Origin of the sequence: Engelhardtia mirabilis, assembly GCF_007748095.1 — a bacterium.
GTDB lineage: Bacteria > Planctomycetota > UBA1135 > UBA1135.
Genome location: NZ_CP036287.1, coordinates 4,980,483 through 5,004,386 on the forward strand (window position 1 = coordinate 4,980,483; position 23,904 = coordinate 5,004,386).

At 71.5% G+C, this 23,904-nt stretch carries 15 protein-coding genes; 10 read left to right on the forward strand and 5 right to left on the reverse strand.

Annotated features, from left to right (window positions below):
- Window positions 1-8: 8 nt before the first annotated feature.
- The 4 genes from Pla133_RS18365 to Pla133_RS18380 all read left to right on the forward strand — a co-directional run bounded on the left by Pla133_RS18365 (window position 9) and on the right by Pla133_RS18380 (window position 6,061).
- Window positions 9-1,370 carry a sulfatase gene (locus tag Pla133_RS18365; protein ID WP_419191708.1) on the forward strand — a complete coding sequence of 454 codons (1,362 nt, stop codon included), beginning with the start codon at window positions 9-11 and terminating at the stop codon, window positions 1,368-1,370.
- Window positions 1,371-1,613: 243 nt separating this feature from the next.
- Window positions 1,614-2,144 (forward strand): hypothetical protein, encoded by a 531-nt coding sequence (locus tag Pla133_RS18370; protein WP_145067914.1) that lies wholly within the window; start codon window positions 1,614-1,616, stop codon window positions 2,142-2,144.
- Entirely contained in the window at window positions 2,141-4,228 is a 2,088-nt protein-coding gene (locus Pla133_RS18375) for a hypothetical protein (protein WP_145067916.1), read from the forward strand. Before Pla133_RS18370 ends, Pla133_RS18375 begins: the two co-directional genes overlap by 4 nt.
- Before the next feature lie 72 nt (window positions 4,229-4,300).
- The gene (locus tag Pla133_RS18380; protein ID WP_145067918.1) at window positions 4,301-6,061 is read left to right on the forward strand and encodes a reprolysin-like metallopeptidase; all 1,761 of its coding nucleotides are present in this window, start codon (window positions 4,301-4,303) and stop codon (window positions 6,059-6,061) included.
- Between the two features lie 216 nt (window positions 6,062-6,277).
- Here Pla133_RS18380 and Pla133_RS18385 read toward each other — a convergent pair whose 3' ends face one another.
- The 3 genes from Pla133_RS18385 to Pla133_RS18395 all read right to left on the reverse strand — a co-directional run bounded on the left by Pla133_RS18385 (window position 6,278) and on the right by Pla133_RS18395 (window position 13,134).
- Complete coding sequence (locus tag Pla133_RS18385) at window positions 6,278-9,499, reverse strand: right-handed parallel beta-helix repeat-containing protein (RefSeq protein WP_145067920.1); 3,222 nt, start codon at window positions 9,497-9,499, stop codon at window positions 6,278-6,280.
- Window positions 9,500-9,512: 13 nt separating this feature from the next.
- Complete coding sequence (locus Pla133_RS18390) at window positions 9,513-10,868, reverse strand: hypothetical protein (RefSeq protein ID WP_145067922.1); 1,356 nt, start codon at window positions 10,866-10,868, stop codon at window positions 9,513-9,515.
- 205 nt (window positions 10,869-11,073) lie between these two features.
- The gene (locus tag Pla133_RS18395) at window positions 11,074-13,134 is read right to left on the reverse strand and encodes a M3 family metallopeptidase (RefSeq protein ID WP_145067924.1); all 2,061 of its coding nucleotides are present in this window, start codon (window positions 13,132-13,134) and stop codon (window positions 11,074-11,076) included.
- Window positions 13,135-13,299: 165 nt separating this feature from the next.
- Here Pla133_RS18395 and Pla133_RS18400 point away from each other — a divergent pair, with 165 nt between their 5' ends.
- The 3 genes from Pla133_RS18400 to Pla133_RS18410 are packed head-to-tail and all read left to right on the forward strand — an operon-like array spanning window position 13,300 to window position 17,088.
- The gene (locus tag Pla133_RS18400; protein ID WP_419191709.1) at window positions 13,300-13,953 is read left to right on the forward strand and encodes an RNA polymerase sigma factor; all 654 of its coding nucleotides are present in this window, start codon (window positions 13,300-13,302) and stop codon (window positions 13,951-13,953) included.
- Window positions 13,953-16,196 carry an MSCRAMM family protein gene (locus tag Pla133_RS18405; protein ID WP_145067928.1) on the forward strand — a complete coding sequence of 748 codons (2,244 nt, stop codon included), beginning with the start codon at window positions 13,953-13,955 and terminating at the stop codon, window positions 16,194-16,196. The genes Pla133_RS18400 and Pla133_RS18405 overlap by 1 nt, the downstream gene beginning before the upstream one ends.
- A 4-nt stretch (window positions 16,197-16,200) precedes the next feature.
- On the forward strand, window positions 16,201-17,088 hold the full coding sequence (locus Pla133_RS18410) for a tetratricopeptide repeat protein (RefSeq protein WP_145067930.1): 888 nt from the start codon (window positions 16,201-16,203) through the stop codon (window positions 17,086-17,088).
- A 50-nt stretch (window positions 17,089-17,138) separates the two neighbouring features.
- Here Pla133_RS18410 and Pla133_RS18415 read toward each other — a convergent pair whose 3' ends face one another.
- Both Pla133_RS18415 and Pla133_RS18420 read right to left on the reverse strand, forming a co-directional pair.
- A complete protein-coding gene (locus Pla133_RS18415) occupies window positions 17,139-19,667 on the reverse strand; it encodes an FG-GAP repeat domain-containing protein (protein WP_419191710.1) in 2,529 nt (842 codons plus the stop codon).
- 257 nt (window positions 19,668-19,924) lie between these two features.
- Window positions 19,925-21,364 carry a GDSL-type esterase/lipase family protein gene (locus Pla133_RS18420; protein ID WP_145067934.1) on the reverse strand — a complete coding sequence of 480 codons (1,440 nt, stop codon included), beginning with the start codon at window positions 21,362-21,364 and terminating at the stop codon, window positions 19,925-19,927.
- 62 nt (window positions 21,365-21,426) lie between these two features.
- Between Pla133_RS18420 and Pla133_RS18425 the strand changes: the two genes are divergently transcribed.
- The 3 genes from Pla133_RS18425 to Pla133_RS18435 all read left to right on the forward strand — a co-directional run bounded on the left by Pla133_RS18425 (window position 21,427) and on the right by Pla133_RS18435 (window position 23,772).
- Window positions 21,427-21,846: a secondary thiamine-phosphate synthase enzyme YjbQ gene (locus Pla133_RS18425; protein WP_145067936.1), complete on the forward strand. Its 420-nt coding sequence runs from the start codon at window positions 21,427-21,429 to the stop codon at window positions 21,844-21,846.
- A 252-nt stretch (window positions 21,847-22,098) separates the two neighbouring features.
- Window positions 22,099-22,710, forward strand: a complete 612-nt coding sequence (locus tag Pla133_RS18430; RefSeq protein WP_145067938.1) for a YceI family protein — start codon at window positions 22,099-22,101, stop codon at window positions 22,708-22,710.
- Between the two features lie 144 nt (window positions 22,711-22,854).
- The gene (locus Pla133_RS18435) at window positions 22,855-23,772 is read left to right on the forward strand and encodes a hypothetical protein (protein WP_145067940.1); all 918 of its coding nucleotides are present in this window, start codon (window positions 22,855-22,857) and stop codon (window positions 23,770-23,772) included.
- Window positions 23,773-23,904: the final 132 nt, after the last annotated feature.

Consider the following 23,904-nt stretch of genomic DNA (forward strand, 5'->3'; position numbering starts at 1 on the left):
CCCCCGCGTTGCTGCTGCTGCTCGGCGCCTGCGCGCCGAGCGGCGGGGAGCAGCCGTCGCCGCCCCCGCGCCTGGTGCTGTTCCTGGTGGACACCCTGCGCGCGGACCGGCTCACGCCCTACGGGCACGACCGGCCCACTTCGCCCAACCTCGAGCGCCTGGTCGCCCGCGGGGCGGTCTTCGACCAGGCCTGGTCCCCCGCTCCCTGGACCCTGCCGGCCACGGCCTCGCTGCTGACCGGCGTCGACCCCGACCGCCACGGCGCGGGGCTGCACGGTTCGTGGCGCGACCTCGCCAGCCAAGTCCCCGACGGCCTGGCGGCGGACGTGCCGACCCTGGCCGAGCGCCTGGGCGACGAGGGCTGGCGCTGCGAGGCCTTCGTCACCAATCCCTTCGTGGGCTTCGGTCTCGAGCGCGGCTTCGAGTCCTTCACCCTGCGCCAGACCGAGGCGGCCGAGGTGCTCGACTGGACCCTCGAGCGCCTCGACGTGCCCGGCGACGAGCGCCCCACTTTCCTGCTCGCGCACCTGATCGACTGCCACGACCCGCTGCTGATCCCGGACGAGTTCGTGCTCGACGCCAGGCCGCCCGGCGACAGGCTGCCCGTGCCCGACATCTCCAACCGCACCTTCTCGACCCTGGCGATGACGCCCGAGCACCGGGCCGCGCGCCTGCGCCTCTACGACGGCGCTGTGCGCTACGTGGACGCACAACTGGGCCGCCTGCTCGACAGCCTCGAGGCCGACGGGAGCATCGACGACACCTACCTGGTGTTCACCTCCGACCACGGCGAAGAGGTCTTCGAGAGCGCGGCCCTCGCCCGCGGCGCCGGCTACGTGCAACCCGAGACCGTGCGGCCCCTCGGCCATGGGCACACCCTGTTCGAAGAGGTCCTGCGCGTGCCGCTGGTGATCGCGGGGCCGGGCGTCGAGGCGCGAGGCCTGCACGTTCCGGGGGCCGTCGCGACCCACGACCTGGTTCCGACCCTGCTCGAGCTCCTGGGCGTCGACCACGACCCGGCCGAGCTCGACGCGCGTTCGCTGGTGGGCACCCTGCGGGGTGAGCACGCCGACGCACGGGCGGTGGTCTCGCGCGGCATCGCCTTCGGTCGCGACCGCTCGGCGCTGCTGCGCGACGGCTGGTCGCTGGTCCGCGGCGGCGAGGGCGAGGCCACGGTCCTGTTGCGCGTGGGCGACCCCGAGCACTTGGATCGCTCCGCCGAAGAGCCCGACCGCCTGCTCGAGCTCGGGGCCGACCTCGATGCCCTGAACAGCCTGGCCCAGAGCCGGCGGGGCAGTGCGACGCAGATCGACCCGGCACAGCGCGCGCGCCTGCGGGCCCTGGGCTACCTGGACCGCGACCAGGAGTAGGCGCGCGACGATCGGCGCGCCGCCGGGGTCGCGGGCGGGGCTCGATCGGACTCCACCCACCCGGCGGACCCCTCCGGGACGCGCCAGGGCGCCACGAAAACGCGCCGGATCGCCAAGAGGGCAAACCCCAAGCGCCGCTCTCCATTGCACATTGGTAGCCGGCCGTTCAGCCCTCCATCCAGCTCGACTGGCCGCCGCTCTCCCATGACAGCCCCCACGCCCTCCCCCAGGGCTGCGATCGCGTTGTGCGCAGTCGCAGCCGTGATGCTCTCGTCGGCCTCGCTGCAGTCCGGGTCCCCGGCTCGCGAGGGGCGGATCCCGTCGGTCCCGGTCGCGAACGAGCCCGAGGCGCCCCTGGCGGTCGAGATCCATCTGGATCCCCTACAGGGTGGACGCGCCCGCGTGCGGTACGAGGTGTCGCCACTCGTCCAATGCCTCGACGCGTCGGTCGAGCTGCGCCCCTCGAGCGCCGCCCGCGTGGTCGAGCACGTGGCTCCGCCCGCGGGGCCACGAGCCCGACGCGAAAGCGTCCAGGGACTGGCCCTGGTCGAAGTCGACGGGCCCGCGAGCCTGGAGCTGGTCTTCCGCATCGCCCTCGCCGACCCGGGCGGCATCGATGGCCGATCGACCTTCTCGATCGAGCGACAGGTCCTGTGGGGCGAGCTCCCCGTGGTCGACTCGACGCAACTGGTGTACGAGGCGGGCGAAGTTACGGCGCAGGTGCCGTCGATCCTGCGGCCGCGTGCGGCCGTCGCGGGCGGAGGTGAGCGGTGATCGCGCTCGCGCGCCTACGGCTCGCGTGGGCAGCACTGGCCCTGCTGGCGGCACTGGTCGCCCCGGCGCAGGCCGACCTGGTGATCAGCGGCAGCGCCCGCTACGTGGACCGCGAGTTCAGCTTCGACAGCGGCTTCACGGGCGTCGAACCCGAACTACCCGTGCGCTTCGCCACGGTGCGCGTGATCGAGGCCGCGAGCGGCGCGATCCTCGCCGTGAGCGCGACCGACGCCAGTGGTGACTTCTCGATTCCGATCGTCGGTTCGGGCCAGATGGACGTGATCGTGCGTGTGGTCGCGCGCTCGGAGGCCTTCGGCGCGGCGGTGCGCGTGACGAACGTCGCCAACCAGGTCTACTCCATGGCCACGCCGACCTTCGCCGGTTGGGACCTCTCCACCGACCTGGACATCGGCACCCTGGTGTCGCCCAAGGTCTTCGCCGCGGGCCGCTTCGGTAACCCGTTCAACCTCCTGGATCAGTTCGTCGTCGGCGTCGGCGCGGCCCAGGCCATCGGCGCGCCGTCGATCCCACAGGACCTGCAGATGACCTGGCCCGCGGGGCCGGTGTCCTTCTCCAGCGGGACCGAATCGTCGATCGCCGCCGACGACGGCTACGACGATCTGGTGGCGCTGCACGAGCTCGCCCACCTGCTCTACCACCTGTTCGTGGACGAGGACCAGCAGGGCGGGTCGCACTCCTTCGGCGAGTCCGACCAGGATCCGCGCTTGTCCTTCACGGAGGGCTGGGCCACGGCCTTCGCGGCCTTGGCCCGCGACTTGGCCGGCTTCGACGACTCCGGCTTCTACCTGGACGCTTCAGGGACGGGCGCCACTGGGCCCGCGTCGATCCAACTGCGCCTGCGCCTCGAGGACGGCTCGCCCTTCATCGGCAGCACCGAGGGCGAGGCCAACGAGGGCGCGGTGGCCTGCACCCTGTGGGACCTGGTGGATGGCGCCGAGACTCGGGGCCCGGTGCCCGGCGGCGACGACGATCCCGTGGACGGCTCCTTCGAGTTCGAGGGCGGGCTCGACGGGGCGCAACTGTTGTGGCGCGCCCTGGAGGGAACCGTGGCCGCGGCCCAGGACGCCACCGTGCTCGACCTGTGGCACGGTCTGTTCGCGCCGAGCGATCCGGGCCACGGTGCGGAGTTGGTGGAGGTCGTCACGGCCTGGAAGCTGGGCTTCGCTGCAGACGCGGCCGAGCCCGATGACGGCCTGGCTGCGGCGCGGCTGCTGGACGTCGGCGGCGGCTGGAGCGTCACGCGCACCCTCTATCGTCCGCCGCCCGGCGCCTACGCCCCGGGCGACGGCGACGGGGACTTCCACCGCTTCACCCTCAGCCAGGGCCAGGGCTTCGAGGTCTCGACGCGCTACCCGGGCGGCAACCCCGACGCGGGCACCTTCGTCGACCCCCTCTTGCGGGTGCGCCGACCCGACGGCTCGCTCTTCGGCCAGGACGATGATTCCGGCGTCGGACGCAACGCGCTGGTGGCGGGTATCGCGGATGCGGACGGCGAGTGGTACGCGGAGGTCTCGACCCAGCACCCCTTCCGGCGCGCGGGCTCCTACGAGGTGCGCGTCGACCTGGCCGGCAGCGACTGCAACGGCAACGGCATCCCCGACGAGCAGGACGTCCTCGCGGGGACCTCCCTGGACTTGGACGGGGACGGCGGGCCGGACGAGTGCCAGCCCCTGTCGGCCGACCTGGGCAGCCTGCCGCTGCTCTTCGGCGGCACCCAGACCCTGTCCCTCGACGCGGGGGCAGCCCATGCGGGGCAGCTCTACTGGATCCTGGGTAGCACCACCGGCACCCGGCCGGGCATCGCCGTGGACGGCGTGCTGCTACCGCTCAACGTCGACGCCTACACCGGCTTCACCCTCGCCAATCCCGGCTTCGCGCCCCTGATCGGGGGACTGGGCAGCCTCGACGCCGAAGGAAAGGGAACCGCGCAGTTCGCCCTGCCGTCCGGAGTTTCCCTGAGCCTCGTCGGCACCGTCGTGAACCACGCGTTCTTCGTGGTCGGCGGCTCGCAATCGCTGGTCTTCGCCAGCAACCCCATCCCGATCACCTTCACGCTCTTCTGAGCGCGTCGGAGGTCGCCCGTCGCCTCCCCACGCTCGCCGTCCCACGGCGGGTGGGCGTCCCGTTCCCCACCCATGACGATCCGCCCCCTCATCGTCGGCGCTGCTGCGCTCGTCGCTCTCCCCGCGTACGCCGTCCAGGACACCGCCCCCGCGGCCATCGACCTGTGGCGCGCGGATCCCGACGAGACCTCGCCCGCGGCCCTCGCCGCCCTGGCAGAGGACTCGACGGTGCTGCGCTGGCGACCGATCGAGCTGATCGGGGCAGAGGCCCTTGTGCCGGTGAGCAACGCCCGGATAGCGCTCGAGTTGTTCGATGGCCGTCGCGTGGAGGTCGACCTGGAGCGGCGTGCCCAACCGCGTCCCGGTTCGGCGAGTTTCCTTGGCGCGATCGGCGCGGCCGGCGACCACCTGGCCCTGGCGCTCGTCGACGGCGCGGCCGAGGGCACCCTGTGGCTGGACGAGCACCTGTTCGCCGTGACCAACCTGCCCGATGGCCAGGCGGTGCTGGTCGAGCGCACGTTGACCGCTCCGGGCACCTGCGCCCTGGGACCGGAGCACCACGTGGATACGCTGCCCACACAGGGCGCCGCGCGCCGCCTGCGCCGGGCCGAGGACCCCTCAACGGATCCCGGCGGTCCGCTGACCGACACCCCCGACTTCAACTTCGTCGACGTGGTCACGGCCTACACCCCCGAAGCCCGTCAGGCCCAGGGCGGCACGGCGCAGATCCTGGCCCTGATCGACCTGGCCGTGCTCGAGACCAACGTCGCCTACGACAACTGCGGAGCCGACCTGGTCCTGCGCCTGGCCTACTCGGGCGAGGTCGTCTACACCGAGAGCGGCTCGATGAGCACCGACCTCTCGCGCTTGCGGTCGAAGACCGACGGCTACATGGACGAGGTCCACTCCTGGCGCGACGTCTACGGCGGCGACGCCGTGGCCCTGATCGTCAGCGGCGGCGGCGCCTGCGGCGTGGCCTACCTGATGACGAACGTCTCGCCCGGCTTCCAGTCCTCGGCCTTCAGCGTGACCGCGCGCGGCTGCGCGACGGGCTACTACTCCTACGGCCACGAGCTGGGCCACAACTTCGGCTGCGCCCACGACCGCGACAACGCGGGCAGCTCGTCCCATTCGTTCGGCTACGGGTACCGCACGCCGAACAACCTGTACCGCACGGTCATGGCCTACTCGCCGGGCTCGCGCAAGCCGATCTTCTCGAGCCCCGACCACTTCTGGAACGGCTACGTGATGGGCGCCGCGGGCACCGAGGACAACGCCCAGGCCCTGACCCTGAACGCCCCCACCGTCGCCGCTTGGCGCGACGCCGTGATCGAGGTCGCCGACTGCAACAGCAACGGCATCCCCGACGGGATCGAGATCGCCGACGGCCTGGTCGCCGACATCGACGGCAACGAGATCCCCGACACCTGCCAGAGCCTGACGGTCGACAAGCTGGAGCTGAGCCTGGTCCTGGGCGGCACCCAGACGCTCAGCTTCGACGCCGGTCCCGCCCGGGCGGGCGACATCTACTTCGTGCTCGGCTCCCTGGCCGGCACCGACGTCGGCTTCCCCCTGGGATTGGTCACGGTCCCCTTGAACCAGGACGTCTACTTCGACCTGACCCTGGCCTCACCAACCGGAACCCTGGTCCAAGGCGGCGCCGGCGTCCTCGACGGACTCGGCCGAGCCACCGCCGCCTTCGTCCTGCCCCCCGGCGTGGGCCAGTTCCAACTGACCCTGACTCCGGTCAACCACGCCTTCGTCGTGGTCAACGACCAACTCGTGCCCGACCTGGCCAGCAACCCGGCTCCGGCGCAGTTCATCGTGTTCTGAGCGGCGCGGGATTCCGAACTTCGCGGCGTCTCGAGTTGCGCGCCAAGCACTGGGCTCGCGGAGCGTCAGAATCCCGGGGGCAGGCCTGCTTCGCGAACTCACCTGAATCGCGAAGTGCGCTGATCGACAAGGTCCGTCGAGCGGCGAACTCTGCCGATTCGCGGGCTTCGCTCGCCCCGCGTCGGAGTGTCCTGCGACACGGGGCGGTCACAGCACTCAGCCCTCGTAGGCGCCGCGGTCGACCACGGCGCCAAGGGTTCCGGCGACGCCGGTGTCGGGGGCCAGGGGGTCGTTGACCACGCGCGGGTTGCCGCCCAGGTCCAGGGGCAGGGGCTCGGACTTGTCACCGTCGCCGTCCACGTCGAACACGTCCGTGGGGACGATGATGCTGTTGCCCGAGTCGCGGGCGGGCGAGCCGGGGGCCAGGCGTAGGTTGTCGTCGGCGTTGCCGGCGATGCCGTCGAGGCCGTCGATGTCGACGAACAGCGGGTTGTTGCCGTCGCTCGAGATGCCGAACAGGGAGCCGTTCCAGCCTTCGATCGTCGTCCACTGGATGTTGGGCAGGCCGCCGGCGGACTGCATCTGCTCCGCCTGTCCGCCGACGCCGCCGGCGCCGCGGTTGCCCCACAGGATCGAGTTCCGCAGGGCGACCGAGGAGCCGAAGGTCGAGAACACGCCGCCGCCGGTGGTCTGGGAGCGGTTGTGGACGACGGTCGAGCCCACCAGGTTGATCGAGGCGACTTCCGCGTAGGCGGCGGCGCCGCCCTCCGCGCTGTTGTTCCCGATCAGCAGGCAGTCGATCAGCAGGGGCCCGGCCGACGCGATCCCGGTGGCGAAGATCCCGCCGCCGAACTGGGCGTTGTTCTGCCGGAAGACGCAGTCCTGGAAGGTCGGCTTCGCGCCCACGTCGCTGTAGACGCCGCCGCCGCGGATCGCCACGTTGGCCACGAACTCGCAGTCGATGAAGCGGGTGTCCCGCAGGGTGTAGGCCCCGCCGCCGTGGTGGCCGCCGAAGTTGGACTCGAACACGCAGTGGCGGATGGTCGGCGCGCCCTCGCTGTAGAGGCCGCCGCCGCGACAGCTCGAGAAGTACACCGCGAAGACGTCGCAGCCGAGCACCTCGACCGCGTTGCCGCCACTGATCCGGAAGCCATCCAGGACCGCCGTCGGTCCGGCGTTCGTGCCGGCCCCGACCACGTTCCAGGAGTTGTCCAGGATTCCTCCGCCGGGGGCGAAGTCGTCGAACAGCACGTCGCCCGAGAGGGTCGGCGCGAAGTTCACCCAGTCGCGCTGGGAGAGGCTGGTCTCGCCGCCGACGAAGCCGCCGTACACGCCGACGGTGTCGCGCAGAAGGAAGCTCGCGCCGTGGTTCTGGTCGTTGGGCCAGGGCGTGTAGGTGCCCACCGCGACCCACACCTGCGAATACTCGGGCGCCAGGCTCATGGCTGCGCGCAGGTCGGTGTAGGCGTTGGCCCACGAGGTTCCGTTCTTCGCTCCCGTCGCCGAGGCGTCGACGTAGACCACCGACTGGCACACGTCGAGGATGCCATCCAGGTCGACGTCGGCTCCCGCGACCAGCAACTCACACTCGTCGGGCAGGCCGTTCTGGTTGCAGTCGATCGAGGTGCCGTCGGCGATGTCGCAGGCATCGAGCTGCCCGTTGCCGTTGCAGTCCCCCAGACCGCCGACCGCCACGCAGGTGTCGGTCTCGAAACCCAGGGGCACCGCGTTGCTGACGGCAGTGGTCGGGAAGCCCGGCGTGCCCATGTCGAGGGTCGCCCAGGCGTAGTTCAACTTGACGCCGACCAGGGACGGCGAGGTGCCCGCGGGCAGGAAGATCGAGGCCTGGGCGTGGGTGCCGGCGCCGAAGAAGCCGAAGAAGCCGCCCAGCTCGGGCGCCTGGCTGAGGGTGTAGTTGGTGTAGCCGTCGAAGTTGATCGGCAGCACACCTGCGGGCGTCGGCAGCCCGGGCGAGGTGCCGCTGGCCGTTCCAAGCAGCACGTACAGGTGCCCGATCAAGCTCGGCGTGCCCTGCAGGTCGAAGTGGACCGTCCCGCCGTCGTTGACCGAGAGGCTATGGCGGTCCGCGGTCAGCCGCAGTTCCTTGGACGAGACGACCTTGGCCAGGCCGTAGCCCTCGCCACCGTCCCGCGGCTGACCGACCACCAGGTCGAGCTCCCCGTCGCCGTTCACGTCGCCGCTGGCCAGGGCCACGCCGGTCAGGGAGCCGGCGCCTCCGCCCTGGGCGAAGAGCTCGGTGCCGTCGATCCCCGAGAGCACGCGCGCCGCGCCCCCATTGGTGACGTTGCCCGTGCGCGGCGCGCCGACGCCCACGTCCGCGATCCCGTCGCCGCCCATGTCGCCCAGGTTGCGGGCGCGGTATCCGAAGCGGTCCAGGGCCGTCGTGCCTTGCACCACCCAGAGAGTCGGCGTGCCCGCGGGCGAGCCGCCCTGGGCGCTCTGACGCAGCCAATCGCCGGAATAGAGCTGCACGCGGCCACAGTCCTCGCCGGCCACGCCGTCGAACCATGGCGATCCCACGGCCAGCTCGTCCAGCCCGTCGCCGTCGACGCTCGGGATACGCGCCAGAGACGTGCCCAAGCCTGCGCCGGCCTGGCTGCCCTCGATGCGGTAGAGCAGGGTTCCGGTGGAGCCGGAGTAGATGTCGATCGCGCCCGCGTCCGGGAGCAAGCCGCCCAGGGCGTCGAAGGCCGGCGAGCCCACGGCGAACTCCTCGGAGCCGTCGCCGGTCAGGTCACCCAGGCCGGCGATGGACGTGCCGAAGCTGCCGGGCCCCGAGACCACCAGCAGCACCTCGCTCGCGCTCGGTGCCTCGGCGATGGCCGTCGAGCGCAACCACGCGCCGGAGAAGCCCACCGCCGCCTGGGTTCCCGGCGTGCTCGCCACCAGGTCGTCGCGCCCGTCGCCGTCCAGGTCCGCCAGGGCCAGGACCGCGCCCAGCCGCTCGCCGGGCAGGCCCACGTACTGGTGCAGCTCGAGTCCGTCGAGGCCGGAGTAGACGAAGACCGAGCCCGACTCCGCGCCGTTGTCGTCGTCGCGCGGAGCCCCCACCGCGAGGTCGGCGATGCCGTCGTCGTTGATGTCGGGCACCACCGCCAGCGCCTCGCCGAAGCGGTCGCTCAGCCCGTCCGCGAGGGTCGGACCGTCGATGCGGTAGTAGGGCGCGCCGGTCGCTCCGTCGTAGACCTGGACGTAGCCCACGGTGCCGGTGATCGGCCGCGGCGCGGCCACCACGACCTCCGCCCGGCCGTCGCCGTTGAGGTCGCCGAGCACGGCCACGGAACTGCCGGCGTGGTCGAGCAGCGCCTTGCCGCGGAAGGTGAACAGGTGCTGTTGCACCAGGTCCTGGCCCAGCCCCGCTTGGGGCGCAGCCAGGATCAAGCCGGCGACGAGGGTCGATCGGATGGGGAGGATCATTGCAATCACCGGCTCAGAAGTAGACGTGGCTGGAAACGTTGCTCATCACGCAGTTCCCGAAGTCGACCACGTGGAAGAGCGCGGTCTGGCCCACCGAGGAGGCGTCGACCGGGAAGGTCCAGGTGCCGACCCCGGCCGGCGAAGCCGGCGCGGTTCCGAGCAGGGTGAAGTCGGTGATCTGACCCTCGAGGTTCGGGCAACCGGGCATCGGGAAGGTGCCCGCGGTGGTGCCGGTGTAGTAGGCCAGGGTGGCGCCGGCCTTCGCGCCGAAGACCGTCAGGGAGATGTCCCCGCCGGTGCTGCCGACCATGCCGGTCGGGGGCACCAGCCACAGGCCATCGAAGTCCGCCGCCAGGCGCTTGACGGCCCAGGCCACGATGGCGCCCGTGGCGTCGGGCATGGACGAGATGTCGATCGAGCTCGAGCGCTGCCCGAACTCGCGATCGCCGGTCAGCTCGACGAAGTCCTCGATGGCCTCCAGCATCACGTCGCCGAACAGACCGCTGTGGACGTCGGTCACCTGACCGCAGACGTCCGTGTGGGCTGCCTTGTAGACGACGCACATCGGCGGCGTGCGCTGACGGTCGTAGAGGTGCGGGTTGAGCAGCGACCAATAGGCCGACTCTTCCAGGCGCTGTTCGGGTGTGCCCTGGTCGAAGGTCTGACCGGGGAAGAAGAACACGCTCATCGTGCTGTCCCAGGGCCCCGCCTGGGTCGAGAAGCACGTCAGCGTCGACGGCCCGAGGCGCGGGATGTAGTAGTCGGGACGGCTGGACTGCACCAACACGGGATCCGCCGAGCCGGGCACGGCGAAGTCCTCGCGCAGGGCCACCGGGTACATGGCAATGGTCCCGAAGGAGCGGCTCTGGATGAAGATCTGCTCCGGGTTGATGTTGTATTCGGCCGCGTTGCCGCGCAGCCACTGGATCATCAGCCCCAGACCGGCCGAGGCCACGTGGTAGTCCTCGGTCGGCCCCACGAGCGGGTAGTTGCAGTCCACGTGCAGGAACCCGAAGTCGTTGGACAGGTTGGTCAGCTCGTCGGGATTGCCCGTGCCCACGGTGATGTTGTTGGTGTTGCCACCGCGCACCGAAACCATCACCGGCAGCGGCTCGACCGGAAAGCCCAGGGCGGGCAGTCCCTTCGCGGCCGGATACCACAGGTTCGCCAGGGTCTCCTCGTAGTCGGGGTCCGAAGGCTGGGCGCTTTGGTCGTAGTTGATCTGCGCGTCGTAGTTCTGAGCCGCGGCGGTGGAGCCGAGGGCGCAGAAGCAGGCACCGACGAGGGCCGCGATCGGGGAGAGGGCGACGAGGGGCCGCAGGAAGCCGCGGAGCTGCTCCGCGGGCCGGCGCGATTGGTCGTTGAACATCGCTTTCGAGGTCAGGGGCAATGGGGCTCGGTCTGCGCCCGGATGGAGTCCATCAAAGCTACTTGCTAGGCGGCGCAAGCGGCCGTTTTCGGAAGGGTTACTCGCAGTGCCAGCCCGGGCCGTCCCCGTCCGAAGGACTCGTCTGCCGAGGGCCCGAGCTCGGTCGCGGGGGGAGGGCCAGCCCCTCCCCCCCCCTCAGCCCGGCTCACTCGCCGAGACCCAGGTGCTCGAGAAAGGCGTCGCTGTTCGGCTCCCGGCCGAGGAACTCGCGCACCAGGTCGATCGCGTCGACCGTGCCCCCGCGGGCCAGGACCGTGTGCCGGTAGCGCTGACCCAACTCCGGATCGAGCAGGTCCCCGTCGGCGAAGGGAGTGAACATGTCCTGGGCGTAGACCAGCGACCACAGGTAGCCGTAGTAGCCCGCCTGGTAGCCGTTCAAGTGCCCGAAGGAAGCGTAGCCCAGCGACCCCTCGACCCAGGGCAGCAGGCACGAGCGCGCGTAGACCTCGTGGGCCACCGCTGCGGTGTCGACGTCCCCGTCGGGGTCCATGTGGAACGCCATGTCCATCTGGCCCAGGTAGAGCTGGTACTCGTTGCTGTAGCCGGAGCCCAGGTTCTTGGCCGCGATCAGGCCCTCGAGCAATTCCGCAGGCAGGGGCTCGCCGGTCTCGTGGTGGCGCGCGAAGCGGTTCAACACGTCGGCGTTCCAGATCCAGTTCTCGAGCATCTGCGAGGGCGCCTCGACGAAGTCGCGCGCCACCTGGGTGCCGGCGAACCAGGCCAGGTCCACGTCACTCAGGATCGAGTGCATGCAGTGCCCGAACTCGTGGAAGAAGGTCTCCACCTCGCCGTGGGTCAAGAGCGACGGTGCGTCGGCCGTGGGCTTGGTGAAGTTGCAGACCAGGGCCACCACCGGCAGCTCGACAGTGCCGTCCGGATGCACCTTGCGCAGGGTCAGCGGGAACTGGGCCGCGTGGCTGTACTTGCCCGGGCGCGGGTAGAGGTCGATGTAGAACTCGCCCAGCTTCTCGGCCGAGGCCGAGTCGAACACGTCGAACAGGCGCACGTCCGGGTGCCACAGGGGCCGCCCGCGCTCGGCGGCCAGCTCGGTGACCTCGACAAAGCGCAGGCCGAAGATCTCCTGGGTCAGGTCGAAGATGCCGCCCAGGACGGCCTCGATCGGGAAGTACTGCTGCACTTCGCGCTGGTCCACCGCGTAGTGCGTGCGCATCAAGTAGTCGTGGTAGAAGCTGCGATCCCAGGGGTTCAGCACGGCTTCGGGGTCCCCGGTGTCCTCGCGCTTGGCGGCGGTGTACTCCGCCACGTCCTCGATCGACTTGCGGCGCAGCTTGGGCGTCAGTTCCGCGTAGAAGGCCATCACCGTCTCCGGGTCCTTGGCCATGCGGACCTCGGTCTCGTAGTGCGCCGTGGTCGGGTAGCCCAGAAGTTGCGCGCGCTCGTGGCGCAGGGCGATCATGCGCTCGATCACGCGCACGTTGGCCTCGCCGCCGCGGCGCGAGAAGGCCAGGGAGACCTTGTGCCGCGTCTCGGGCACCGTGCAGCGCTGGAAGATCGGCAGCACGCTGGGGTAGGCCATGTCGACCAGGTACAGGTCACTCGAGCGGGCGTAGCTCGCCAACACGTCCGCCGGCACGCCGGCCAGCTCGTCGGCCGTGAGCGCCACCAGGGTCTCGTCGCCGGCGATGTTCTCCTGAAACTCCTGCCCCACTTCGACCAGTTGGCGATCGAGCTCGCCCACGCGCGCGCGCTGCGCCTCGTCCAGCTCCATCCCCGCTCGACGGAAGTCGCGCAGGAACTCCGACAACAGGCGCGCGCGCTCGCCCTCCAGCGCCGGCTCGGTGTCGGCGTAGGCGCGCACGGCGTTGTAGAGGCCCTCGTTCAACATCAGTTCGTTGAACCAGTTCGACAGGGCCGCATCGACCTCGTTGCCCTCCGCGCGCACCGCCGGGTCGGGGTGCACGTCCTTCATGAAGCCCGTGAAGCGCACCTCGCGGAACAGGGTCGCGATGGTCGCGTCCACGGCGTCCAGGGTGTTCTCGAAGGTCCGCCGATCGTCGGGTAGGGCGGCGATGGTGTCGATCGAGGCCTTGGCCCGCTCGAAGGCCGCGGCCATGGACGGCTGGAGGTCGTCGGCCGCCGAGGCCATGGCGCGGGCCTCGGGCCCCTCCCCGACGGGAGTTCCGGCGCAGGCGGCCGCGAGGGCCAGGCTCGAGAGGATGAAGACGCGGGACAGGGGACGTCGCATGGCAGGTGGAGACGGGGGGCCTGGACGAGAGTGAGTGGGAGGCGGTGCTCCGCGAGGGACGATTCTAGGCGGCCCTCGCGCAGCGCCAGCGGGGCCATGGACGGCCCCCGGCGGAATTCGCCGCTCGGCGCGAAGGATTCGCGGCGGCAGGGTCACGTTGGAGGGGTGCAGCCCCCCGCCCCCACTCCTGGCGCGTCCCCGGACTCGCCCGCAGCCGCGCCGGACGCGACCCACGCCGATGACCTGCGCCTGCGGGACGCGGTCGTCGGTGGCGATGCCCAGGCCGCCGAGGACCTGTTCCGGCGCCACTTCGACGCCCTGCACGACTTCGTGCACTTCCGCGCCGGATCCGACCGGGGCGCCGTGGAGGACCTGGTCCAGGAGACTTTCCTGGTCGCTCTGGATCGCCTGGATCGCTACGACGGGCGCTCGTCCCTGCACACGTGGATGTGCGGCATCGCCAAGAACAAGCTGCGCGAGCTGCGCCGGCGGCGGCGACCGCGGCCGATCGCGGACTTGCTCGAGGAGGCCGACGACGAGATCGACGCGATCCTGAGCCGGATCCACCACGAGGAGCTGCCCGAGTCCGTCCTGGAGCGCGCCGAGACCGCCGAGCTGGTTGGCGCGACCCTCTCGTCCCTGCCGCCCGACTACCGCGAGGCCCTCACGGCCAAGTACGTCGACGGGCTCAGCGTGCGCGAGATCGGGGCCCGAGGCGGGCGCAGCGAGAAGGCCACCGAGTCCCTGCTCACGCGCTCGCGCACCGCGTTCGGACGGGTCTTCTCACTGCTCGCCAACCGGCGGGGAGGGCTGGCGTGATGGCTCGGGGCGCATCTGGCGATGGGGATCGGCGCGGGGGCGACGTCCTGGAGCGCAACGTGGAGCGGCTGCTGCGGCGCGCCTGGCGGCCCGTCGAGGTCAGCCCCGACTTTCGCGCGTCGCTCGAGCGGCGCTTCGTGGAGCGTGCGGCCCAGCGCTGGGCGCCGGTGGTCGAACGGCCGCGGTACTCCGCCGTGGGCTGGGCGATCCTCGCAGCGGCGGCGGCCCTGGCCCTGCTGCTGGGTGCTGGCGCGCTGCTCGATGGCGCGGCGGCTCCGGGGGGCGTGGGCTCCGGGAACGACCTGGCCCTCTCCGACCCGGGGTCGACCCTTGGCGACGGACAGTCCGCGGGCTCGCCCGCGGAGGCTGCCGACGAGGCTGACGAGATCGGCTCGCCCCGGGACTTCCTCGCGGGCCTGCTCGACTCCGTGGGCGACCGACGGCGCCTGCCGGCGATCCCGGGGATCAACGCCGACGGCGCCGACGAAGCGACCGATGCCGCCAGCGGGGAGGCCGAGGATCCGGCTCGTCTGTCGATCGAGCTCTCGCTGCCCCAGGGTGGCCCGCAGCCCTCGTCGGTGCGTGCGGTGCTTCTGCGCTCGGCCCAGCTCCCGGACGTCGTCGACCCGATTCTGCTGCCGGCTTGGGGCGGCGACGAGGGCTCCGAAGCGCCGGACACGACGCGCCGCCGGACCTTCTCCGAGTTGGACGCCGGCCGCCACACCCTGCACGTCTTCGCCGGGGGCTATGCGCCCTGGCGCGGCGAGGTGGATCTGCGGCCCGGCGGACTGTTGGAGGTCGACGTGCAGCTCGAACTCGGCGGCAGAGCCCGGGGCGAGGTGCTGGACGCCGCGACCGGCGCGCCGATCGAGGGCGCTCTGATCCTCAGCGAGGAGGACCTCCCGCTGCAGGTGATCGACGCCGGGCTAGACCGCGAGCGCGACCGCGAGGTCCCCGCAGTCGTCGCCCGCAGCGACGCCGCCGGTGCCTTCGAACTCGCGCCCCTCTCGACTGGCAAGCACCGCCTGCGCGCGACAGCTCCCGGCCACGCGCCGGTCTGGATCGAGGTCGAGATCGGCGCGCGGGCCGCGGAGGACCTGCGCTTCGAGCTGCCGGCCGGCGGCACCGTCTTCGGTCGCACGGCGGACGAGTTCGGTCGGCCCCGCGTCGGCGCCGTGGTCGTCTCGAGCTACTTCGAATCACCGGGCGGCACGCGCAAGGGCTTCTACGGCGCGGCCATCACCGACGAGCGCGGCGAGTACCGCATCGACGGCCTGCCCGCCGGGATCCACGTGGTGCTGCTGTTCGAGACCAGCGAGCCCGAGGCGCCCTCGGCCATGTTGCCGCTGGTGCTGCCAGCGGGCGGCCAGCGGCGGGTGGACTTCGTTCCGCATGACAACGGTGTCGCTTTGAGCGGGATCGTCGTCGACGCCCTGGGCGCTCCACTCGCGGGCCACGTGATCACCCTCAGTCGCAGCCACGTCCTGGAATCGGACGCTGCCGTGGGCGACGACGACGGGATCGCTTCCTGGTCGGCGGTGACCACCGATGGCGAGGGCCGCTTCCGCTTCGAGCGCGTCGCTCCGGGCGAGTACGCCCTCTACGGCGCACCCAAGGCCGGGTCCGAGATGGTCCTGTACGACGAGGTCGATCTGCGCGCAGGCCTCGACCGAAGCGTACGCATGTCGGTGGGTTCGGCCTCCCTGGGCGGGCGCGTCACCGCCGCCGACGACGGCAGCCCGGTGCCCGACTCGACCCTGCTCCTGTTGTGCGACGACGACCGGGGCCGCCTGGTCTTCGCCGGGCGCCAGCTCACCGGCGCTGACGGCCGCTTCGCCTTCGACGGTGTCCGACCGCGGGACTATCGCCTGCTGGTCGTGCCCGCGCGCCCGGACCTGGCGGCGACCCTGGTCGAGGATGTGCGGGTGGAACTCGGCGTCGAGCGGACGACGCTGGAACTCACGCTCGAACCCGGCGGCACGATCGAGGTCGAGTGCCGCGACCTCGAGGGCCGACCGATCGCCGACGTCGACGTGGACCTGATCGACGCCGGGGGTCTCGAGGTCTTCGACGACGGCCGGTTCCGGACCGGTCCCGACGGGCTGTCGGTGATTGAAAGTGTCGCGGACGGCCGCTGGACCGTGCGTGTGCAGGCGCCGGGCTTCGCCCGCGCGGAACGAACCATCCTCGCCGTCGCCGGCCAGACCCGGCGGGTGGAGGTCACCCTTGTCCTGGATGAATAGACCCATGAATCCCCTCTCGATCCTCGGTTTGGGCGCGTTGACCGGCGGCCTGGCCGCGGCCGGCGTCGTGCTGGTCCTGCGCCCCAGCCCCGTGGTGGAGTCCAGCTCCCCCGACGAATCGGTTCTCGCACTGCGCGCCATCGAGCAGCGGCTGGGTGCGATGGAGTCCGCCCAAGCCGAGCGCGACGCGGCCTTCGCGTCGCTCGAGGCCCGGGTCGACATGCGCCTGGCGTCGGCCGCCCGTCAGGTCGTGCCCGTCGCGACGGCGGGGCCGGCTTCCGCCGACGAGCCCGCGGCGGGGCTCGCGCCGCCCGCGGTCGCCGTCGACAGCGAGGCCGCCGTCGACGCGCTCATGGCGCAGATCCTCGCCGCGAACTTCGGCGACGTGGAGACGGCCGAGCTGTGGAAGCGCGCCATCGACGAGGGCCTGATCGACGAGCTGGTGGCGCGCTTCGAAGCCCGCGCGGCGGCCGACCCCGACAACCCGGACGCCCAGGTGGAGCTCGGCGGCGCCTACATCCAGAAGATCCAGGAGGTCGGCAACTCGCCCCTGGCCGGGGTCTGGGCCACCAAGGCCGACGGAGCCTTCGACCGGGCCCTGGAGCTGGACGAGGACCACTGGGGCGCGCGCATGTCGAAGGCCGTCTCGCTCTCCTTCTGGCCGCCGATCTTCGGCAAGCAAGCGGAGGCCGTGAACCAGTTCGAAGTGCTGATCGACAAGCAGAAGCAGATGCCCCTCGACCCCAGTCACGAACAGCCCTACCTGCTGCTCGGCAATCTCTACTGGCAGCGCGGCGACTCGGCCAAGGCGCTCGCGATCTGGGAGGAGGGCCTGGGTTTCTTCCCGGGCTCGAAGGACCTCAGCGGCGCCCTCGCCAACCACCACGACTGAGATTCCCGGCGCGGCTGCCCCCCCGCGACGGGGGGGCGGCCGCGGCTCGCTCACTGGCCGTAGCGCACGCGGAGGGCGTTGCTCAGGGTCAAGCCACCCGGACCCGCCGGGTCGACGACGAGGACCTGCTTGAAGAGCTCGAAGCCCGCGAAGCTCGGCGGCACGGAGAAGGGGAACTGGAACTGCCCGGCGCCCGGCGCGCCGAGCGATCCCGAGAGCACCTGGACGATGGGCGGGAAGAAGTCGCCGATCAGGACCGTGAGCCCCGGCGCGGGGAAGTCCGCGAGCAGGGCTGCGCTGGTCCCGTAGAAGTAGAACGCGGGCGCGCCACCGGTCCCGTTGACCAGGCGCGTCGTGACCGTCTCGCCCACCACCGGTACGCCGTCGTAGCCCAACAGGGGAGTCCAACCGCCGGTGCCAGTGGCCCCGGACCCGTACTGCTCCGTGAGCGGCGCCGTCGCGCCTTGGACCGTCCGCCCGAGGTAGAGGTGCTGGCCCGCCAGGTCCACGTCGCCGTCCGCATCCAGGTCCGCGACGAGGCGGGTGTAGGGCACCGCGAAGCAACGCTGCGGCTCGAAGCCAAGGGGACTGGCGGTGGGGATCCCACGGTAGACGCCGAGGGTGCCGTCCACGCTCGCGACGGACGGATTCAGCAGGTCGAGGGTGCCGTCCCCGTCCACGTCGGCGGCGTAGTACTCCGAACCGAAGCTGGTGCTGGGGCAGGCCGCGCCGGTCGCGAGGAGTTGCTCTGCGCCGAAGCTGCCGCCCTGGTTGAGGCGCCCGACCAGGAGGTCCGCGCCACCGGTCTCGATTCGGCGCGCTACGAGGTCCGGGTCGCCGTCCCCGTCCAGGTCGACGAGGTCCACCGTGGTCGCGCTGATCAGGAGCTCGCTCGCGAACCTGCCGCCACCTTGGTTCCGCAGCAGCGAGAAGAGAGCCGAGGGCGTGCCGTTGGTGCCGCGCGTGACGAGGTCCGCGAGACCGTCCCCGTCGACGTCCACGACCTCCTGCAAGTAGGCGTCGGCGATGGCTTGGATCGGCCCGAAGCCCCCGGCGCCGTCGCCCGCCGACCAGTAGATCGTCGGGAGCTGGAAGGCGCCGAGGAGCGCCTGCAGCAGGTCGAGCCGACCGTCGCCGTCCACGTCCAAGAGGCCCTCTTCCTGGGCCACCAGTGGCAGCGGCACGGTCGACGTCGCGGCGGGGTCCTCGGTCCAGGTCCCAGGCGCGGTCTGGCGCAACAGGACCCGCCGCACGAAGGCCGGGGGAATGAAGGGGTGCGGGGTCGCTCCGACGTTGCAGACGAACTCCAGCCGACCGTCCCCGTCGAAGTCCGCCGGTCCGACAGCCGCCGTGAATTGCTCGTTGGGCGCCAGTCCGGGGAACGACGGATCCGCCGGCGCGAATTCCGCTGACGCGTCGTTCTCGAGCAGCGCGAGATCGCCGGCGTAGACCGCCTGGTCGAAGCCCGGCGCGAGCAGGTCGAGGTCGCCGTCGCCGTCGAGATCGAAGGCCCGGTCGACGTGGTCCAAGAAGGCGTCCGGGCCGAGGTCGAAGGTGCCGTCCCCCACCATCAGGCGCCCCGCGGCCAGGTAGTCGGCCAGGCCGTCCCCGCTCGCGTCGGCGACGGCCACCGGCGCGTTCAAGGTCGGCACCGAGGCCGCGACCGCGAAGCTCCCGCCCAGGTTCTCGAACATGCCCCGCGGCCCGACCGCGTCGGAGTCCCCGTCGCCGTCCCAGTCGCCCGTGGCCACGACCAAGCCATCGAGCTCGCCAAAGAAGCTGGCGGGGGTCAGTTGGAGCGATCCGCTCCCATCGTTCCGCAGCCACTGCAGCGCCGAGCCGAAGCCCTGGGGTCCGGCGGACGCGGACAACACGTCCAGGTCGCCGTCGCCCTCGCGGTCGCCCAGGTGCAGCTCCGTGCTCACGAAGGCGCCCAGGCCCGTCGCGACCGGAGCGAGGAGTTGACCCGCGTTCGAGGTGAAGACCAGCGCCTTGGACTGCGAGGCCTCGAGCGCGGCGACGACGACGTCCGCGCGCCCATCACCGGTCAGGTCGCCGCAGATCAGGGGCACGCCGAACGTGTTCAGGAAGGACCCGAAGGACTGGGACGGGCCGGGTACGAGCTGGGCCCCGTCCCAGTCCCAGGGGGTCAGGGTCCAGACGCCCGAGGCCTCCGTCAGCACCGAGACCACCTCGTCGTCGCCGTCCCCGTCCAGGTCACCGGCCGCCAGGTAGGTGTATTCGGGGTGGGTCTGCGGCGCGAGCGGCGCCGTCCCTGACTCGACGAACGGACCCGTCGGAGCGCTCCACAGGGCGACAACCAGGACGCCCGAGGCAGGCGTCTCGCCACCGCGCGCGACGCAATCGAGGTCCCCGTCCCCGTCCAGGTCGGCGAGGACGGCCCGCGAGATCGCAGCGATCGAGGGCACCGACATCTGCACCGGCGCGAGGAGGTCGCCGTCCCCGTCGTTGAGGGAGAGTCGGATCGACCCGGCCGATGTCTCGAACCGATCCAGGTCCCCGTCCCCGTCCACATCGCCGAGCTGGTGCCCCACGTCGAGCAGGGGCTGGAGGGGCACGGCGCCGAAGAGCCGGGGCGCCCTGAAATGATCTCGAGCGGCGAGGGGCGCGGAGAGGACGGGAAAGGCGACCGCCAGGGTCGCGAGCCGGAGCGACGTGGTTCGGGGCATGGATCTCACCGGAAGCAAGGATGCGGGTTGGGTGGAAGCACAATTCGCCGGGGGTGATGCTCGCCGGGTGGGTCGCTTTCAGAAATCTGACATCCGGCCTCGGCCCGGGCCCCATCACCGGTTCCCGGGGCCCCCTCTCGGACGACTCAGTCCCGCGCTGCGGCAGCACGTCGCAAGGCCCGGGCGGCGGCGACGGCCACCAGCCGATTGCCTGCTGGATTGAGGTGAACCTCGTCGCTGGTCAGCACCCCCTGCGCCGCGTCATCGAGGTTGTGAAGAGCCAACTCGTCGGCGAAACGGCGGGCCAGGTCGCACAGGACCAGGCCCCGCTCGGCGGCGACCAGGCGGGTGCGCGCCGCGTAGTCGTCCAGCTTGCCGTCGTGGCGGTTCGTTCCCGCGCGGCGCTCCCCGATCACCGATGGCGTCGCCAGGACGACCGTCGCCCCCGATTGCTCGAGGCCGTCGACGAGCTCGCGCAGGCCGGCTTCGAAGTCTTCGATCGACGTCCCGCCGCCCCACTCCTGGTGCCAGACGTCGTTGATCCCGATGTAGACGAAGACCAGGGTCGCGCCCTCGTCGACCACGTCCTTCCGGTAGCGCGCCAGGAGGTCGGGGACCCGGTTGCCGCTGATGCCCGCCGGGATCACCTGGGCTTCGGGACGGTGCTCGGCCAGGGCCCGACGCAAGAGGTCCACGTAGCCCTCCTCGGCGTTGCCCGCCTCGGTGATCGAATCGCCGAGGAACGCGACGCGCTCGTCCGGAGCACAGGCTTCCGCGAAGAGCCGCGCGGCCGCCGCCAACTGCGCCTTTGGATCGCGCACCTGGGCGAAGATCCAGTCCAGGCAACCCTCGCTGCCATAGGCCTGGTTCCAGACGTCGTGCCCGACGCCCGGCAGCTCGTGGTAGTCGACCTCGGCACCGGCGGCGCGCAGGGCTTCGACCATGCGCTGTGACTGCCCCACGGCCACCATCGGGTCGTCGGCGCCGTGCCAGATCGAGAAGGGCAAGCCGGCCATGTCCGGGGCGTTCTCGACCAGCCCGCCGCCACACAGGGGCGTCGCGCTGGCGAACCAGTCCGGTCGGCGCGCGGCCAGGTCGAAGGTGCCGAAGCCGCCCAGGGAGAGGCCGGTCAAGTGGATGCGGTCGGTGTCGATCGGCTGTGTGCCCACGACTTCCCGCAGGGCGGCCATCGCGCCGCGCATCGCCGGAGTCGCCGGTGCGCCGGGCTCGAGCGCGCGGAAGCCGTCGGTGAACGTGGTCCAGGCCTGGCCCTCCGGGCACTGGGGCGCGAGGACGAAGCACGGGTACTTCGCGCGGTTCTCGGCCTTGGCCATGCGCTCGGGGAAGTGGTGCTGTTGGTTGCGGTTGTCGTCGCCGCGCTCGCCGGCGCCGTGCAGGAACAGGACCAGGGGGTAGCGCCGGCCCTCGACCAACTCGGCGGGCGGCAGCAGCAGGTAGGGCGTGCGCACGCCATCGACCTCGACCGCGCCCTCCAGGTAGACCGACTCCGGGACCGGGATCAGCGCGGGCGCCGGGTCCTGGGGCGAGCAGGACGCGAGCACGAGGGCGAGGGCGGCGATTGTCATGGGCGTGTTGCGTCCGCTGGGGGGATAGCCGTGGGAGTGGAGCAGGAGGCTATGGTCGCGGCATGAAGTCCCACCGCCAAGAGCTGACCTTCGAAGTGCCCGAGCGCCGGGGCTTCCTCAACATCACTCCCCAGGTCGAAGCCGCGGTCCGAGCGAGCGGGGTGCGCGAGGGCCTGTGCCTGGTCAATGCCATGCATATCACCGCCAGCGTCTTCATCAACGACGACGAGGCCGGCCTGCTGCACGACTACGAGCGCTGGCTGGAGCAGCTCGCGCCCCACGCCCCCACCTCCCACTATCGCCACAACGACACCGGCGAGGACAACGGGGACGCCCACCTCAAGCGCCAGGTCATGGGCCGCGAGGTGGTCGTGGCGATCACCGGTGGCCAGCTCGACTTCGGGACCTGGGAGCGGATCTTCTACGGGGAGTTCGACGGACGGCGCCCCAAGCGCGTGCTGATCAAGGTCATCGGCGAGTAGTCGACATCGGGGCTGGAGTCGGGCCCCCCCGCCGACTAGACAGGACGGCCGAAATCCCGCTTCGGTGGTCCGGATCCCCGCGGATCCGGCCGCCGGGCGGACGGCCGTCACGGCTCGCCCTCCGAGGGCGTACTCGGGCTCAGCCCGAGTAGAGCCGACCGATCGGCCCCTGGCGGCCCCGACGGCCCCGTCGATTCCCGTCCCACCGCTTCCCGTCCCACCGCTTCCCGTCCCACGAAGTCCCGTCCAACCATGCTCAACCGTCTCCTCCTCGCCGGCGGCGCCCTTGTCGCGACCGCCGCCGCACTGCTCATCGCCCCCGCCCCGGCCGTCGCCGTCGCCCCGGTCAACACCGAAGGCGCGACCTACGACATCGACGCCGGGCACAGCTCGATCCACTTCGACGTCGAGCACCTGGGTCTCTCCCGCGCCTGGGGCCGCTTCAACGAGTTCGAAGGCAGCTTCACGTCCGGCGAGAAGGCCGCGGACATGTCGGTCGAGCTGACGGTCAAGACCGCCACGGTCGACACCAACAACCCCAAGCGCGACGAGCACCTGCGCTCGGCCGACTTCTTCAACGCAGCCCAGTTCCCCGAGATGAAGTTCGTCTCGACCGCGGTCAAGAAGAAGCGTGACGGCCAGTGGGACCTGGAGGGCAACCTGACCATGCTCGGCACCACCGCGAAGGTCGCGGCCGAGCTGACCATGGTCGGCAGCGGCGAGGACCCCTGGGGCGGTACCCGCGCCGGTTACACCGCCACGTTCACCGTCGATCGCACTGACTTCGGAATGGACGCCTACGAGGGCACCCTGGGCAACGAGGTCAACGTGCGCGTGGACCTCGAGGGCGTGCTGCGTAAGTAGGACCCACGGGTCCCTCTCGAGGGTCCAGTGTCCTGACCGGCGTCGGGTGCGAGCTGCTCGCTCCCGGCGCCGTTTTCAAAGCCGCGCAGCTCGCCGCTGGCGTGCTGACCGACCGTTGAACCCTTCCGCCGACCCGCGAGAGCGATGCCGACCTTCGAACAACTGCTGCAGGGAGTCCCCACGGGCGACGCCCTGATCTGGGCTTCGATCCTGCCCTTCCTGTTGGGGCTCTTCCTGGTCGCGCTCGCCCTGCGGCGAACGGCGCCCGGCGGTTCAACGGCTTGGGGCGCGAGCCTGGCCCTGCTCGGCGCTTGGATCGCGATCCACATCGCCGTGTGGGGTCCGCCGCCGATGCCGCCGGTGATGGCCTACGACTGGTTGATCGTCGGTGTCCCCTTGGCCGCCCTCGCAGCACTGTGGACCGCAGCCAATCGCGACCGCCGCAAGCTCGGCCTCGCGATCCAAGTGGTCGCCGCCGTGACCCTCGCCGGCCTGACCCTCTGGCCGCGCCTGCGCGTCGCCGGCTGGGGCCCCTGGGAGAACACGTGGCGCAGCGCCGTGCTCGGCGGAGCGATCCTCGTGGCCTGGCTCGGCGCCCTACGCGGTGCTGCGCGCCGACCCGCGCGCGAGAGCCTCGGACTCCAGCTCGCCACCGCCAGCTGCGCGGCGATCGCCGTGGGCATGTCCGGGACCCAGAACATGGCCCAGGCCGCCGGAGGCGTCGCCGCCTGCCTGGCCGGCGCACTCCTGGCCTCCATGCGCCAGGCCGACGGCGCCGGCCGCCTGGCCCTGGGCTCCGCCCCCATCGCCGCCGCCGCCGTGGGCGGCCTGCTGCTCAACGGGCACCTCTTCGCCTACGTGGAGTTGCGCGTGTTCCTGCTCTGCCTGGCGCCCCTGCTCCTGGCCCCCGCCGGAGCCCTGCTGTGGCCGAACAAGCGCGGCCTGATCGCCGACGCCCTGCGGGTCCTGGTCCTGGCCGCCCCCGCGTTGCTCGGCGCCGCCCTGGCCGTCATGACCTTCCAAGCCGAGGCTGCCACCGACGGCAGCGCCGGGTACTACTGAGCGATGAGTCCATCCCTGCCGCAGGCCCCCGCCCTGGCCATCCCGCCGCAGCCTGATGGCCGACCCCCTCTGCGTGGTAGCTCCTACCCGCCCCCGCCACCCGAGCCGCCATAACCCTCCAAGCTGAAGCAG